At 65.4% G+C, this 15,850-nt stretch carries 10 protein-coding genes; 7 read left to right on the plus strand and 3 right to left on the minus strand.

From position 1 onward, the window contains the following. Positions 1 to 285: 285 nt before the first annotated feature. Positions 286 to 2,031, plus strand: coding sequence for an IlvD/Edd family dehydratase (locus G7A98_RS05775; RefSeq protein WP_163648532.1), 1,746 nt, complete (start codon positions 286 to 288; stop codon positions 2,029 to 2,031). A 279-nt stretch (positions 2,032 to 2,310) separates the two neighbouring features. On the opposite strand, the gene G7A98_RS05780 is transcribed toward G7A98_RS05775, so the two are convergent. Continuing rightward, positions 2,311 to 3,585: an aminotransferase class I/II-fold pyridoxal phosphate-dependent enzyme gene (locus G7A98_RS05780; RefSeq protein ID WP_163648533.1), complete on the minus strand. Its 1,275-nt coding sequence runs from the start codon at positions 3,583 to 3,585 to the stop codon at positions 2,311 to 2,313. A 480-nt stretch (positions 3,586 to 4,065) separates the two neighbouring features. On the opposite strand from G7A98_RS05780, the gene G7A98_RS05785 reads away from it, so the two are divergent. Then, entirely contained in the window at positions 4,066 to 5,865 is a 1,800-nt protein-coding gene (locus G7A98_RS05785; RefSeq protein ID WP_163648534.1) for an IlvD/Edd family dehydratase, read from the plus strand. Between the two features lie 200 nt (positions 5,866 to 6,065). Here the strand turns inward: G7A98_RS05785 and G7A98_RS05790 are convergent, their stop codons facing one another. Both G7A98_RS05790 and argE read right to left on the minus strand, forming a co-directional pair. Next, positions 6,066 to 6,827 carry an FCD domain-containing protein gene (locus G7A98_RS05790; protein WP_163648535.1) on the minus strand — a complete coding sequence of 254 codons (762 nt, stop codon included), beginning with the start codon at positions 6,825 to 6,827 and terminating at the stop codon, positions 6,066 to 6,068. 110 nt (positions 6,828 to 6,937) lie between these two features. Then, positions 6,938 to 8,095, minus strand: coding sequence for an acetylornithine deacetylase (gene argE, locus G7A98_RS05795; RefSeq protein ID WP_163648536.1), 1,158 nt, complete (start codon positions 8,093 to 8,095; stop codon positions 6,938 to 6,940). A gap of 167 nt (positions 8,096 to 8,262) precedes the next feature. On the opposite strand from argE, the gene G7A98_RS05800 reads away from it, so the two are divergent. The 5 genes from G7A98_RS05800 to G7A98_RS05820 all read left to right on the plus strand — a co-directional run bounded on the left by G7A98_RS05800 (position 8,263) and on the right by G7A98_RS05820 (position 15,844). Then, positions 8,263 to 9,441: an acyl-CoA dehydrogenase gene (locus G7A98_RS05800; RefSeq protein WP_163648537.1), complete on the plus strand. Its 1,179-nt coding sequence runs from the start codon at positions 8,263 to 8,265 to the stop codon at positions 9,439 to 9,441. A 139-nt stretch (positions 9,442 to 9,580) separates the two neighbouring features. Beyond that, positions 9,581 to 11,062 carry an N-6 DNA methylase gene (locus G7A98_RS05805; RefSeq protein ID WP_163648538.1) on the plus strand — a complete coding sequence of 494 codons (1,482 nt, stop codon included), beginning with the start codon at positions 9,581 to 9,583 and terminating at the stop codon, positions 11,060 to 11,062. Positions 11,063 to 11,064: 2 nt separating this feature from the next. After that, the gene (locus G7A98_RS05810; RefSeq protein ID WP_240464681.1) at positions 11,065 to 12,312 is read left to right on the plus strand and encodes a restriction endonuclease subunit S; all 1,248 of its coding nucleotides are present in this window, start codon (positions 11,065 to 11,067) and stop codon (positions 12,310 to 12,312) included. Continuing rightward, the gene (rhuM, locus tag G7A98_RS05815) at positions 12,309 to 13,319 is read left to right on the plus strand and encodes a RhuM family protein (protein ID WP_163648540.1); all 1,011 of its coding nucleotides are present in this window, start codon (positions 12,309 to 12,311) and stop codon (positions 13,317 to 13,319) included. Before G7A98_RS05810 ends, rhuM begins: the two co-directional genes overlap by 4 nt. 107 nt (positions 13,320 to 13,426) lie before the next feature. After that, the gene (locus G7A98_RS05820; protein ID WP_163648541.1) at positions 13,427 to 15,844 is read left to right on the plus strand and encodes a type I restriction endonuclease subunit R; all 2,418 of its coding nucleotides are present in this window, start codon (positions 13,427 to 13,429) and stop codon (positions 15,842 to 15,844) included. The last annotated feature ends 6 nt before the right edge of the window (positions 15,845 to 15,850 follow it).

The raw sequence follows: 15,850 nt of genomic DNA on the forward strand, positions 1-15,850 counted from the left end.
CATCTCAACAGATAGTCTAAATGTTTAACATATGGCTTTTATGTTCAACATGAACTTTCGTATGGTGTGTCTTGGCTCCGGCTTGAAAAGGGCCTGCGCGACACGCGTTGAGCGCGCGCCCATCGCGTGCCTTCGCCGCGACCGGCCGGGGCGCCGTCGATATCGGAACGGGTATCGATACGGGGGAGCGTGATATTTCACGGTGGCCGGCGAGTCGAGCCTCGCCGGCCCCATTGACAGTCTTCAGACGACGGTTGCCGCCGTCGTCCGGATGGGAGTCTTCGCATGACCGACAACAAGCGCCCGCTGCGCAGTGCCGCCTGGTTCGGCACCGCCGACAAGAATGGCTTCATGTACCGCAGCTGGATGAAGAATCAGGGCATTCCCGATCATGAGTTTCGCGGCAAGCCGATCATCGGCATCTGCAACACCTTCTCGGAGCTCACGCCCTGCAACGCCCACTTCCGCAAGCTCGCCGAGCACGTCAAGCAGGGGGTGCTCGAGGCCGGCGGCTACCCGCTGGAGTTCCCGGTGTTCTCCAACGGCGAGTCCAACCTGCGGCCCACCGCGATGTTCACCCGCAACCTGGCCAGCATGGACGTCGAGGAGGCGATCCGCGGCAACCCGCTCGATGCCGTGGTGCTGCTGGTGGGCTGCGACAAGACCACCCCGGCGCTGCTGATGGGCGCGGCGAGCTGCGACATCCCGACCATCGTGGTCACCGGCGGGCCGATGCTCAACGGCAAGCACGAGGGCCGTGACATCGGCTCGGGCACCGTGGTCTGGCAGCTCTCCGAACAGGTCAAGGCCGGGCAGATCTCGATGCACGACTTCATGGCCGCCGAGGCCGGCATGTCGCGCTCCGCGGGGACCTGCAACACCATGGGCACCGCCTCGACCATGGCCTGCATGGCCGAATCGCTGGGCGTGTCGCTGCCCCACAACGCCGCCATCCCCGCGGTCGACTCGCGCCGCTACGTGCTCGCCCATCTCTCCGGTAACCGCATCGTCGACATGGTCGACGAGGACCTGCGGCTTTCGAAGGTGCTGACCCGCGAGGCCTTCGAGAACGCCATCCGCACCAACGCGGCGATCGGCGGCTCGACCAACGCGGTGATCCACCTCAAGGCCATCGCCGGGCGCATCGGTGTCGATCTCGCACTCGACGACTGGAACCACATCGGCCGCGGCACGCCGACCATCGTCGACCTGCAGCCCTCGGGTCGCTTCCTGATGGAGGAGTTCTACTATGCCGGCGGGCTGCCCGCGGTGCTGCGACGTCTGGGCGAGGCCGATCGGCTGCCGCACAAGGACGCCCTGACCGTCAACGGCAAGACGCTGTGGGACAACGTCAGGGACGCGCCGCTCTACAACGACGAGGTGATCCGGCCATTCGACAACCCCCTGCGCGAGGACGGCGGCATGTGCATCCTGCGCGGCAACCTCGCCCCGCAGGGTGCGGTCCTCAAGCCCTCGGCGGCCACGCCGGAGCTGATGACCCACCGCGGCCGGGCGGTGGTGTTCGAGGACTTCGACGACTACAAGGCGCGCATCAACGACCCCGACCTCGACGTCACCGCCGACGACATCCTGGTGATGAAGCACTGCGGACCGCGTGGCTACCACGGCATGGCCGAGGTCGGCAACATGGGCCTGCCCGCCAAGCTGCTCGAGCAGGGCGTCACCGACATGGTGCGCATCTCGGATGCGCGGATGAGCGGCACCGCCTACGGCACCGTGGTGCTGCACGTCGCCCCCGAGGCCGCCGCCGGCGGGCCGCTGGCGGCGGTCAGAAACGGTGACTGGATCGAACTCGACGCCTACGCCGGCACGTTGCATCTCGAGGTCGACGATGCCGAGCTCGAACGCCGGCTGGCCGAGACGGACCCCACCCAGGCCTCGCGGACCATCGCCGCCAGCGGCGGCTATCGCCAGCTCTACATCGAGCACGTGCTGCAGGCCGACGAGGGCTGCGACTTCGACTTTCTGGTGGGCTGCCGGGGTGCCGAGGTGCCGCGCCACTCGCACTAGACTTTGTACGAAAACTGCCTGCGCTCGGCAATACGGCGTTAAAAATCGGCTCAAAATGCTCATTTACAACGCGTAAACTCCGCTTTTTCGCCGATTTTTGCCTTGTCTTGCCTTCGCTCGCCGACTTTTCGCACAAACCCTAAGGAGGAACAGTCATTGGCGGCGCGTCCGGGAAACGGAACCTCAACGCCGGCGTCGTGCCGGCGTTCTTTTGGGAAGGAGGTGGTCGAACCGGCGGCGTGAGCGTGGTGATGCCTCGCGACCGCGCGGTGACGGGCGTCAGGCCCGGGCGGCGGCCAGCGCCTGGTCCAGGTCGGCAATCAGGTCGTCGACATGCTCGATGCCGATCGACAGGCGCACCATGTCGGGCGTGACCCCGGCCGCGGCGAGTTCCTCGTCGTTGAGCTGGCGATGCGTCGTCGCCGCCGGAATCGCCGCACAGGTCTTGGCATCGCCGATGTTGACCAGGCGCAGCACCAGTTGCAGGGCGTCGTAGAAGCGCGCGCTCGCCTCGCGGCCGCCCTGGATGCCGAAGCTCAGGATGCCGGAGGCGCGGCCGTCCATGTAGCGCTCGGCCAGGGCGTGGTCCTTGTGGCTGGCGAGTCCGGCGTACTGCACCCAGGTGACCTGGGGGTGATCTTCCAGGTAGGTCGCGATCCGCTGGGTGTTGTCGCAGACGCGCTCGATGCGCAGCCCCAGGGTCTCCAGCCCCTGAAGCAGGTTCCAGGCGGCCTGGGCCGAGAGGGCGGCCCCCATGTTGCGCAGGGGCACCACGCGGGCCCGGGTGATGAAGGCGGCGTCGCCGACGTCACGGGTGTAGCTGATGCCATGGTAGGAGGCGTCGGGCTCGTTGAGCAGCGCAAAGCGCTGCGCCTGATCGGCCCAGGGGAACTTGCCGGAGTCGACGATGACGCCGCCGACGGTGGTGCCGTGGCCGCCGATGTACTTGGTGGCGGAATGCACGACGATATCCGCGCCATGCTCGATGGGGCGCCACAGGAAGGGAGTCGCCACGGTGTTGTCGACGATCAGCGGGACACCCTGGCGGTGTGCCACGTCGGCCAGCGCGGCGATGTCCACGATGCTGCCGGACGGGTTGCCGATGCTCTCGCAGAACACCGCCTTGGTGCGTTCGTCGATCATCGCCTCGATGTCGGCGAGGGCGTCCTTGTGGGCGAAACGCACCTCGATGCCCTGGCGGGGCAGGGTATGGGCGAAGAGGTTGTAGGTTCCGCCGTACAGCTCGCTGATCGAGACGATGTTGTCGCCCGCCTCGGCGAGGGTCTGGATCGCATAGGTGATGGCCGCCATGCCCGAGGCGACCGCCAGTCCGGCGATGCCGCCCTCGAGGGCGGCGACGCGCTGTTCCAGCACGGCGCAGGTGGGGTTCATGATCCGCGAATAGATGTTGCCTTCCACCTGCAGGTCGAACAGGTCGGCGGCATGCTGGGCGTTGTCGAAGGCGAAGGAGGTGCTCTGGTGGATGGGCACGGCGACGGCATGCTGGTTGTCGGGGGCATAGCCGTGGTGGAGGGCGAGCGTTTCGGGCTTCATGGCGTGTCCTGTGCGGGCGGTTTGGTGATTGTTGTCCCCGAGCATTATAGAGCCAGAGCCCCGGGGGGCCGAAAGGGTATCCATCCCGAGCCAAGGTGATTGCAGATAGCTGCATCATGATTCGGGCTGATCCGTCGGTAGGTCTGCGAGCGGGGCCGGCCCTCCGGGGGCGCTATAGACCCCTCCATGGGCGCTACTTTGGCCATCTGACCGCCATGGATGGCGGAAATGCCGAAATGGAAGGGATCATTTTTCGGCCATGGCCAAACACCCCCTCTACAACCTGCCCCCGGCGCCCTCGTCAGAGCCAACGGCGATTGCCCTGCATCTCGAGAGTGCGGGAAAGACAGACATGAGTCGGCATCCATGTTGAACATATCATTCGTTTGTTCAACATACGCGGCGATCCCGGTAGAGTACGCTGGCGACAGGGTGAACTCTCTTTTCGACAACCGACCATCGAGGGAAAGGCGTCAGACCATGAGCGATCACACGATAACTTCCGACCAGCTCCGCTCGCGCTGGTGGTTCGACAATCCCGATCACCCGGGCACCACGGCGCTGTGCATCGAGCGCTACATGAACTACGGCCTCACGCTCGACGAGCTGAGAAGCGGCAAGCCGATCATCGGCATCGCCCAGTCGGGGTCCGACCTGACGCCCTGCAACCGCCATCACATCGAGCTGGTCAAGCGCGTCAAGGACGGCATTCGCGCCGCCGGCGGCGTGCCCTTCGAGTTTCCCCTGCATCCGATCCACGAGAACGTGCGCCGGCCGACCGCCGCGCTGGACCGCAACCTGGCCTACCTGGGGCTGGTCGAGGTGCTGCACGGCTACCCGCTCGACGGCGTGGTGCTGACCACCGGCTGCGACAAGACCACCCCGGCGTGCCTGATGGCCGCGGCGACCGTGAACATCCCGGCGATCGTGCTCTCCGGCGGGCCGATGCTCAACGGCTGGCGGGGCGGCGAGCGGGTGGGTTCCGGCACCATCATCTGGGAACTGCGCAAGCGCCTCGCCGCCGGCGACATCGGCTACGAGGAGTTCCTGAGCCGGGCCACCGACTCGGCGCCGTCGATCGGCCACTGCAACACCATGGGCACCGCGTCGACGATGAACTCGATGGCCGAGGCGCTGGGCATGAGCCTGCCGGGCTCGGCGATGATTCCCGCGCCCTACAAGGAGCGGGCGATGGTCGCCTACCAGACCGGCGAGCGCATCGTCGACATGGTCTGGGAGGACCTGCGGCCGCTCGACATCCTGACCCGCGAGGCCTTCGAGAACGCCATCGTGGTCTGCTCGGCGCTGGGCGGCTCGAGTAACGCGCCGATCCACGTCAACGCCATCGCCCGCCATGCCGGCATCGAGCTCGACAACGACGACTGGCAGCGCCTGGGTCACGCGATTCCGCTGCTGGCCAACGTCATGCCGGCCGGCATCTATCTCTCCGAGGAGTTTCATCGGGCCGGCGGCGTGCCCGCGGTGCTCAATGAACTGCTCAGGGCGGGGCGCCTGCACGGCGACGTGATGACCGCCAACGGCCGGATGCTGGCGGCCAATGTCGGCGAGAGCGAGACGCTCGACGACGACGTCATCCGCCGCTACGACAACCCGCTGGTCGCGCACGCCGGTTTCATCAATCTCAAGGGCAACCTGTTCGACTCGGCGCTGATGAAGACCAGCGTGATCGCCGACGACTTCCGCCGCCGCTTCCTGAGCCGGCCCGAGGACCCCGAGGCCTTCGAGGGCCGGGTGGTGGTATTCGACGGCTCGGAGGACTATCACGCGCGGATCGACGACCCTGAGCTGGCGATCGACGAGAACACCATCCTGGTGATGCGCGGGGCGGGGCCGGTCGGTCATCCCGGCGGCGCCGAGGTGGTCAACATGCAGCCTCCCGAAGCCCTCATACGTGCCGGCATCGACTCCTTGCCGTGCCTCGGCGACGGTCGCCAGTCGGGCACCTCGGGCTCGCCGTCGATCCTCAACGCCGCGCCGGAGGCGGCCGTCGGCGGGGGCCTGGCGCTGCTCGAGACCGGCGATCGCATCCGCATCGACCTGGCGCGCGGCGAGGCCAACCTGCTGGTCGACGACGCGGAACTCGCCTCGCGCCGCGAGGCGCTGGCGTCACGCGGCGGCTACATCTATCCAGCGCATCAGACGCCCTGGCAGGAGATCCAGCGCGGCATGGTCGAGCAGCTCGATCGCGGCATGACGCTGGAGCCGGCGACCAGGTACCGCGACGTGGCGAGGCAGTCACCGCCGCGTGATAATCACTGAACAAGGCGACAAGAATTTCATTGCCAAGCACTCAGTGAGAGGGCGCCGGGGGCAAGGTGGAGCGAGGGTCTTTTGCCATGGATGGCAAAAGTAGCGCCCACGGAAGGGTTCACAGCGCCCTCGCGGAAGCTTGCCTCCGGATAAGCCCGCCTTGCTCTATCCGTCAGGTCGCTGTGAGTCGGTGACCGGTCGGGGAAGGCTCAATCGAGCTCGATGCCACGCCCCAGCGAGGTCTCGGGGGCGTCCAGGCCCAGCGCCTTGGCGGTGCCGGCGAGGACCCGCTGGGCGGCACGGAAGGCCTCGCGGGGCTGGCGGGCGCGGATGCACTCCATCAGCTGGCGGTGGCGCTCCAGGCTCTCGGCGGGGTCGTCGGTCTCGCTGACGTTGGACATCGACACCAGCAGGTAGATGGACGGGCGCAGGATGTGCGAGAGCTGCGACCAGACGATGTTGTGGGTGGCCTTGAAGATCGCCGCGTGGAAGGCGACGTCGTAGTCGCTGTGCAGCCGGCGTTCCTCGGGGCTGGTGGCGTTGTGCAGGTTCTGCCCCATGCCTTCGTAGGCTTCCTCGAGCGCCACCAGGTCGCGCGCCGTGGCCCGCTTGGCGGCGGTCATGGCGACATAGGGCTCGACATCCAGCCGGAAGGTCAGGATCTCCCGCTGGACCTTGGGATTGGGCGCCGCGTAGCGGGTCATCCACTCGGTGACCTGGGGGTCGAGGATGTTCCAGTCGGCATAGTCGCGCACCTTGGAGCCATGCCCCGAGATGCGTTCGATGATACCGACATCCACCAGCTGGCGAAGATCGCTGCGCACCGCCGAGCGGTTGATGGCGAATTCCTCGCACAGGGCGAGTTCCTTGGGCACGAAATCGCCCGGCTGGTAATGGCCGGAGAAGATGGCCTCGGCCAGCGCCTCGGCGACGCTGGGCCGCGACGATGACTTGCGTTGTTGTTCCTTCACGTCGGTGTGTCCACAAATGTTTCATTCAACGCTGCCATATGTTCAACATTTGGGCAACGTGACCAACGGTGTAGTCGGGGTGGCGATGGCTGCTGGCCGGCGTGGCGGGCTCACGCGCCGGCAAGGTGATCGCCGAGCCGGCGCATGAAGGCCACCCCGGCATCCAGTTGCGCGGTTTCCAGATACTCGTCCGGCTGGTGGGCCTGGGCGATGCTGCCCGGCCCGCAGATCACCGTGGGCAGGCCGGCCTGCTGGAACTGGCCGGCCTCGGTGGCATAGGCGACGGCCTCCGTGTCGCGTTCGCCGAGCAGCGCCCGGCACAGCGAGAGCGCCGCGGCGTTGTCGCGGTCGGCCAGTCCCGGCACGGTGGCGGTGAGCGGCTCGGTACGGATGCTGACCTGCGGGGCGCGTTGGCGCAGCTCGCGCTCGAGCGACTCGGCATAGTCCTGGAAGCGCGAGTAGACCGCCTCGAAGCCGTCCTGGGGCAGATGGCGGATCTCCCAGTCGAACCGGCACTCGCGCGCCATGATGTTGATCGCCGTGCCGCCGGTAATCCTGCCCACATGCAGGCTGGAGTGGGCGACGTTGAAGGCCTCGTCGACCCGGCCGGCCTCGCGCAGCTCGGCCATGATGTCCTCGATCCGGGTCACCAGCCGGGCGGCGACATGAATCGCCGAGACGCCCTGATTGACCTGGCTGGAGTGCGCCTCGAGCCCGGTCACGGTGGTGCGCAGGTTGGTGATGCCCTTCTGGGCGACCACCGGGGCCATCAGGGTGGGCTCACCGACGATCACCGCGGCGGGGCGGGGCGCGTCGGCCATGAGGCGCTCGATCAGGCGCGGGGCGCCCACGCAGCCGACCTCCTCGTCATAGGAGAACGCCAGGTAGATGGGCCGGGCGAGAGCCTGCTCCACCCAGCGCGGCACCTGGGCCAGCGCGCAGGCGATGAAGCCCTTCATGTCGCAGCTGCCGCGGCCGTAGAGCCGGCCATCGCCCCGGTCGGTCAGCGAGAACGGGTCGGTGGTCCACGGCTGGCCGTCCACCGGGACCACGTCGGTGTGGCCCGACAGCACCACGCCGCCCTCGCGTTCGGGGCCGATGCGCGCCAGCAGGTTGGCCTTCCGGCCGTCGTCGCTCTCGATGCGCTGGCAGGGCACCCCGAAATCCTCGAGATAGCCCTCGATGAAGCGAATCAGGTCGAGATTGGAGTCGCGGGACACCGTGGGGTGGCCCACCAGGGTTTCGAGTAGTTGCTGCGCGGACTGCATGAGGGAACGGCTCCGGGCGTTGTTTGCCGCACAGCCTAGCATGACGGCCGTCCCGACCGGCAGGGCGGCATGCGGCATCGCGACGGTCGTCGCATCCTTTGGCGATAGGGGGAGAAGCGAGAGGCGCGCTATAGTCATCGGCTCATGCATTTTCCGCGAGGCCGACGATGAGTGGATTCCAGTGGGACGACCCGCTGCTGTTCGACCAGCAGCTCGGCGACGACGAGCGCCAGGTTCAGGCCACGGCACGCGCCTACTGCCAGGAAAAGCTGCAGCCGCGGGTGCGCGAGGCCTTCGAGAAGGAGCACTTCGACCGCGAGATCCTGCGCGAAATGGGCGAGCTGGGCCTGCTTGGCGCCACCGTCGCCGAGACCTACGGCGGCGCCGGCGTAGGCCATGTCGCCTACGGCCTGATCGCCCGCGAGGTGGAGCGGGTCGACTCTGGCTATCGTTCGGCGATGAGCGTGCAATCCTCGCTGGTGATGCACCCCATCGAGGCCTACGGCAGCGAGGCGCAGAAGCGCCGCTACCTGCCCGGGCTGGCCAGCGGCGAACTCGTGGGCTGCTTCGGGCTGACCGAACCCGACGCCGGCTCCGACCCCGGCGGCATGCAGTCCCGGGCGCGCCGGGTCGACGGCGGCTACCGGCTGAACGGCCGCAAGATGTGGATCACCAACAGCCCGATCGCCGACATCGCCATCGTCTGGGCGCGCTCCGACGCCCACGACGACCGAATCAAGGGCTTCATCGTCGAGCGCGGCGCCGAGGGCTTCTCGACCCCGACCATCCACGGCAAGCTGTCGCTGCGGGCCTCGGTGACCGGCGAGATCGTCCTCGACGACGTCTTCGTGCCCGACGCGGCGCTGCTGCCGGATGCCGGCGGGCTGGCCGGGCCCTTCGGCTGCCTCAACAAGGCGCGCTTCGGCATCGCCTGGGGCGCCATGGGCGCCGCCGAGTTCTGCTGGCATGCCGCGCGCGGCTACACCCTCGAGCGCCGGCAGTTCGGGCGCCCGCTGGCGGCGACCCAGCTGGTGCAGGTCAAGCTGGCCGACATGCAGACCGAGATCGCCCTGGGGCTCGAGGCCTGCCTGCGCGTCGGCCGTCTGCTCGACGCCGGCCAGGCCACGCCGGAGATGATCTCGCTGATCAAGCGCAACAACAGCGGCAAGGCGCTGGCCATCGCCCGCCAGGCCCGCGACATGCACGGCGCCAACGGCATCTCGCTGGAATACGGCGTGATGCGGCACATGGTCAACCTGGAGACGGTCAACACCTACGAGGGTACCCACGACGTGCATGCGCTGATCCTGGGGCGCGCCCAGACCGGCATTCAGGCCTTCGCCTGAGAAGGCGGAGGGGCACCTTCGGCGATTGGCGCCCCGAGACGCCACGTCGTAGCATTGGCGCCAAGATTCCCCCACGGCCGCCGGCGCCATGCCCGGCGGCCGTCTGCATGACACCCTTTGACAAGGACCTGCGAACCCCATGTTCGAGCAGACCTTCAAGAACATCGACGATGTGCTCAGGAAAGAGGCCGGCTGCGCCACCGAGCTGGACTACACCGAGCAGACTTCCTGGCTACTGTTCCTCAAGTACCTGGACGACCTGGAGCAGCAGCGGGCGTTCAATGCCAATCTCGCCGGCAAGCCTTTCGACTTCATCCTCGATGCGTCCTGCCGCTGGTCCACCTGGGCAGCGCCCAAAAAGCGCGATGGCGGCGAGGAGCGCCTGGATCGCGACCGCGCCCTGACCGGCGACGACCTGCTCGATTTCGTCAATCGCGAGCTCTTCCCCTACCTGCAGGGCTTCCGCGAGCGCGCCAGCGGACCGGACACCATCGAGTACAAGATCGGCGAGATCTTCGGCGAGGTGCGCAACAAGTTCCAGAGCGGCTACAGCCTGCGCGATGCCCTGGAGCTGGTGGACGGCCTGCAGTTCCGCTCCCAGGACGAGAAACACGAGCTCTCGCACCTCTACGAGGCCAAGATCAAGAACATGGGCAACGCCGGGCGCAACGGCGGCGAGTACTACACCCCGCGCCCGCTGATCCGCGCCATGATCCGGGTGATCGACCCCAGGATCGGCGAGCGCCTCTACGACGGCGCGGTGGGGTCGGCGGGCTTCCTCTGCGAGGCCTACGACTACCTGCGCTACGGCTTCGGCAGCGACGAGCCGCGCCGGCTCACCACCGAGCAGCTCGACACCCTGCAGCACCACACCTTCTTCGGCAAGGAGAAGAAGAGCCTGCCCTATGTCATCGGCATCATGAACATGATCCTGCATGGCATCGAGGCGCCCAACCTGGTGCACACCAACACCCTCACCGAGAACCTCGCCGACCTGCAGGAGAAGGACCGCTTCGACGTGATCCTCGCCAACCCGCCCTTCGGCGGCAAGGAGCGCAAGGAGGTCCAGCAGAACTTCCCGATCAAGACCGGCGAGACGGCCTTCCTGTTCCTGCAGCACTTCATCAAGCGACTGAAGGCCGGCGGCCGCGCCGCGGTGGTGATCAAGAACACCTTCCTGTCGAATGCCGACAACGCCTCGAAGGCGCTGCGCCAGGAGCTGCTGGAGAGCTGCAACCTGCACACCATCCTCGACTGCCCCGGCGGCACCTTCCTCGGCGCCGGCGTGAAGACGGTGGTGCTGTTCTTCGAGAAGGGCGCCCCGACCCGCGAGATCTGGTACTACCAGCTCGACCCCGGCCGCAGCCTGGGCAAGACCAACCCTCTGAACGACGATGACCTGGCCGAGTTTGTCAGGCTGCAGGCCGGCTTCGCCGACTCCGACCATTCGTGGACGGTCAGCGTCGATGACCTGGATCGCGAGACCTTCGACCTCTCGGTGAAGAATCCCAACAAGGCCGAAGAAGCCCCGCTGCGCGACCCGGAAGTGATCATCAACGAGATCGAGACGCTGGACCGCGAGGCAGAGGAGATCCTGGAAGGAATTCGGGGGATGTTATGAGAATGTCGTGGCCAAGCGCTACATTATCTGATGTGTGCATTAAGATTCAGGATGGTGCACATAGGTCGCCAAAAACTCTTTATCCTGATCCAGGGAAAGGGCGATACCCATACCTAACTTCAAAGAATGTAAGAATGGGTTTTTTGAAATTAGATAATGTTCAGTATTGCGGTGAGGATTTTCATAGCGAGATTTATGCACGCTGCAATCCGGAGCTGGGTGATGTGCTGCTAACGAAAGATGGTGCTAGCACTGGCAACGTTGCTGTCAACGAATTAGATGAGCCTTTTAGTCTTCTATCAAGTGTGTGCTTACTGAAGCCGGACCCTGAGAAGCTTTGTGCGAAGTTTCTCATGTATTATCTGCAAAGTAGGGATGGTTTTCAGCAGGTAACAGGAAAGATGACGGGCGCTGCGATAAAAAGAATTATACTGAAGAATATAAAATCTTCAGTGATTCCTGTCCCCAGCATTTGTGATCAGAAAAAAATAAGCTCCCTCCTTGATGAGACCTTCGACGGAATTGATACGGTCGGTGCCAATACCGAAAAAAACCTTGCTAATGTGAGGGAGCTTTTCGATGGTTACCTATCCTCTGTCTTCGCACAACGTGGTGACGGCTGGGTTGACCAGCCATTGAAGGACGTATGCGTTGACTATGGCCGGGGTAAGTCAAAGCACAGACCTCGTAACGACCCCAAGCTGTATGGCGGAGATTACCCCTTTATTCAGACGGGTGATGTCCGGAAATCTAGCCAAGTAATTAAAGATTATTCTGCAACCTATAATGATGTCGGTCTCGCTCAAAGCAAGCTATGGCCGGAAGGGACGATATGTATCACTATTGCGGCAAATATCGCGGAAACCGGGATGCTTGGTTTCGATGCTTGCTTTCCAGACAGCATTATCGGTATGGTAGTCGACGAGAAAAAAGCATCAAAGGAATATGTGGAGTACCTGCTTCAATCTGTTAAGACGGTTTTGAAAGCAAAGGGGAAGGGGAGTGCTCAAGACAACATCAATCTCGGCACCTTCGAGAAAGAGAAGTTTCCCTTCCCACCAATCGATAAGCAGCAAGAGATTGCAGCGAGCCTTGATGAACTTTCATCGACGGTAAGCAGCCTTGAGGTCATCTATCAGCAGAAACTGACCGCCCTGGCCGAGCTCAAGCAGTCCCTGCTGCAGAAGGCCTTCTCCGGCGAGCTGACGGCCAGCGAGGCCGAGGCGGCGGTGGAGGAGGCGACGGCATGAGCACCGAGCGCCAGGCCCCGATCGTCATTTACCAGGAGGCCGACCAAGCGGTCGAGGTGCGGCTGGATGCCGAGCATGAGACGGTCTGGCTCACGCAGGCACAGATGGCCGACCTGTTCGACGTCAAGCCCCAGAACATCACCATGCACCTGAAGAACGTTTACGCGGATGGTGAGTTGGTGGAGGAGGCAACCTGTAAGGATTTCTTACAAGTTCGCCAGGAGGGGCAGCGAGAGGTCAAACGCAAGCGCAAACACTATAGCCTGGATGCGGTGATCTCGGTTGGGTACCGGGTCAGCTCCACACGAGCAACACGCTTCCGCATATGGGCGACGCGCACCCTGCGCGAGCACCTCACCCAGGGCTGGACGCTGAGCCGCCAGCGCTTCGAGGAGAACGCCCGCGAGTTGGAGGCCGCCATGGCCCTGGTGCGCAAGACGGCGGGAAGCCCGGCGCTGGATGCCGCCAGCGGCCGCGGCTTGGTGGATATCGTCACCCGCTACGCCCAGACCTTCCTGCTGCTGCAGCGCTACGACGAGGGCCTGCTGACCGAGCCTCATGCCCAGGCGGGTGGCCGACTGCCCACCCTTGATGAAGCCCGCGCGGCGCTGGCGTCGCTCAAGACCGAGCTGATCGCCAAGGGCGAGGCCGCCGAGCTGTTCGCCCGGGAGCGTGGCGATGGCCTCGATGCGCTGCTCGGCAACCTCGACCAGACGCTCTTCGGCGAGCCGGCCTACCCCTCGGTGGAGGCCAAGGCGGCGCACCTGCTCTATTTCGTCGTCAAGAACCACCCCTTCGCCGATGGCAACAAGCGCAGCGCGGCCTACCTCTTCGTCGACTTCCTCTATCGCAACGATCGCCTGCTCGATGACCACGGCGAGGTGGTGGTCAACGACGTGGGCCTCGCCGCCCTGACGCTGCTGATCGCCGAGTCCGATCCCGCCAACAAGGAAACCATGATCCGCCTGATTATGAACATGCTGGCACGCCCTGGCGATCCGGGCTGATCCCCAGTCCTGGCCGGGGGGCCGAAGCTGGCTTTGGCAACAGAAAATCCTTATGTTAGCCGAAGCGACGGCATGACAGGAAACGCGACTGGACAGGAATGATCTCGATGAACGAAGCCGATACCCGCGCCGAACTGATCGATCCCGCCCTCAAGGAGGCCGGCTGGGGCCTGGTGGCGGGCAGCCGGGTACGGCGCGAGGTCATCACCCTGGGGCGGCTACAGGGGGGTGGGCAGCGCACGCGCTGCGACGTCGCCGACTACGTGCTCTTCTACCAGGGCCAGAAGCTCGCGGTGATCGAGGCCAAGAAGCGCGACCTGCCGGTCACCGAGGGCCTGGCCCAGGCCAAGCGCTACGCCGAGCGGCTGCAGGCCCGCTTCGCCTATGCCACCAACGGCCTCGGCCGCTACCGGGTCGACATGCACACCGGCGAGGAAGGGCCGGTAGCCGACTATCCCACGCCGGATGCGCTCTGGGCCGAGACCTTTCCCGAGCCGAACGGCTGGCGCGAGCGCTTCGGCGAGGTGCCCTTCCACGACAACGGCGGCCAGTGGCAGGCGCGCTACTACCAGCACAACGCCATCAACCAGGCGCTGGAGGCCATCGCTGCCGGCCGCCGCCGCGTGCTGCTCACGCTGGCCACCGGCACCGGTAAGACGGCCATCGCCTTCCAGCTCGCCTGGAAACTGTTCCACAGCCGCTGGAACCTGGCGGCCTGGCAGGGCGACGACGATACTCGCCGCCGGCCGCGCATCCTCTTCCTGGCCGACCGCAACATCCTCGCCGACCAGGCCTACAACAGCTTTTCCGCCTTTCCCGAGGATGCCCTGGTGCGCATCGCGCCGGACGCGATCCGCAAGCATGGCAGGGTGCCCAAGAACGGCAACCTCTTCTTCACCATCTTCCAGACCTTCATGAGCGGCCGCGATGTGGAGGGCAACCCGGCGCCCAGCTTCGGCGATTACCCGCCGGACTTCTTCGACCTGATCATCATCGACGAATGCCATCGCGGCGGCGCCAACGACGAGAGCAGCTGGCGGGCCATCCTCGAGTACTTCGTCCCGGCGGTGCAGCTGGGCCTGACCGCCACGCCCAAGCGCACCACCAATACCGACACCTACGCCTACTTCGGCGAGCCGGCCTACGTCTACTCGCTGAAGGAGGGCATCAACGACGGCTTCCTGACCCCCTTCAAGGTCCGCCAGATCGCTACCACCCTGGACGACTACGTCTATACGCCCGACGACCAGGTGGTCCAGGGCGAGGTCGAGCAGGGCCGGCGCTACACCGAAGCCGACTTCAATCAGATCATCAGGATCAAGGAGCGCGAACAGTACCGGGTGCAGGTGTTCATGGAGATGATCGACCCGCGCGAGAAGACGCTGGTGTTCTGTGCCAACCAGGCCCACGCCCTGGCGGTGCGCGATCTGATCAACCAGTTCAAGACGAGCCCGGAGCCCAACTACTGCGTGAGGGTGACGGCCGACGACGGCGCCGAGGGCGAGCGCTTCCTGCGTCTCTTCCAGGATAACGAGAAGACCATCCCGACCCTGCTCACCACCTCGCAGAAGCTCTCCACCGGCGTGGACGCCCGCAACATCCGCAATATCGTGCTGATGCGCCCGGTCAACTCGATGATCGAGTTCAAGCAGATCATCGGCCGCGGCACGCGCCTGTTCGACGGCAAGGACCACTTCACCATCCTCGACTTCGTCCGCGCCTACGAACACTTCAACGACCCGGAGTGGGACGGCGAGCCCGTCGCCCCCGAGCCGTGCAGCCGCTGCGGAGAGAGCCCCTGCACCTGCGTGGTTAGCCCGCCAGAGCCCTGCGAAGCCTGCGGCAACCGCCCCTGTACCTGCGAGAAGGAGCCGCCGGCGCCGTGCCCGGAATGCGGGGAGGCGCCCTGCCAGTGCGGCGGAGGGCAGAATGTCGTCGAGGTCGAACTGGCGCCGGGCAAGTTCCGACAGCTCCAGCACATGAGCGCCACCACCTTCTGGAGCCCGGACGGCAAGCCGATGTCCGCCGCCGACTTCATCCGGCAGTTGTTCGGTGAACTACCGGCACTCTTCCACGACGAGGACGAGTTACGTCGGCTCTGGAGCCGACCGGACACCCGCCAGGCACTGCTCGATACCCTGGCCGAGAAGGGCTATGGCCCCGAGCAGCTCAAGGATATCGGCCGCCTGGTGGATGCCGAGAACAGCGACCTCTTCGATGTGCTGGCCTACATCGCCTTCGCGCTGCCGCCGCTCAGCCGCGAGGAGCGGGTCGCCACCCACCGCAGCCAGTTGTTCGCGGGGTATGACTACCGACAGCACGAGTTCCTGAGCTTTATCCTGGACCACTACGTGGAAAGCGGCGTCGGCGTGCTCGCCCAGGACAAGCTGCCCCGGCTGATCGAACTCAAGTACCAGACCCCCACCGATGCCATCGCCGAGCTTGGCAGCGTCGAGAATATTCGCGATGTCTTTATCGGTTTCCAGGCACGGCTGTATGAGTCCCTTGAGAACAGGGAGGGGTGAGACCGA

Origin of the sequence: Modicisalibacter sp. 'Wilcox', assembly GCF_010993675.1 — a bacterium.
In the GTDB taxonomy this organism is placed as follows: Bacteria; Pseudomonadota; Gammaproteobacteria; order Pseudomonadales; family Halomonadaceae; genus Modicisalibacter; species Modicisalibacter tunisiensis.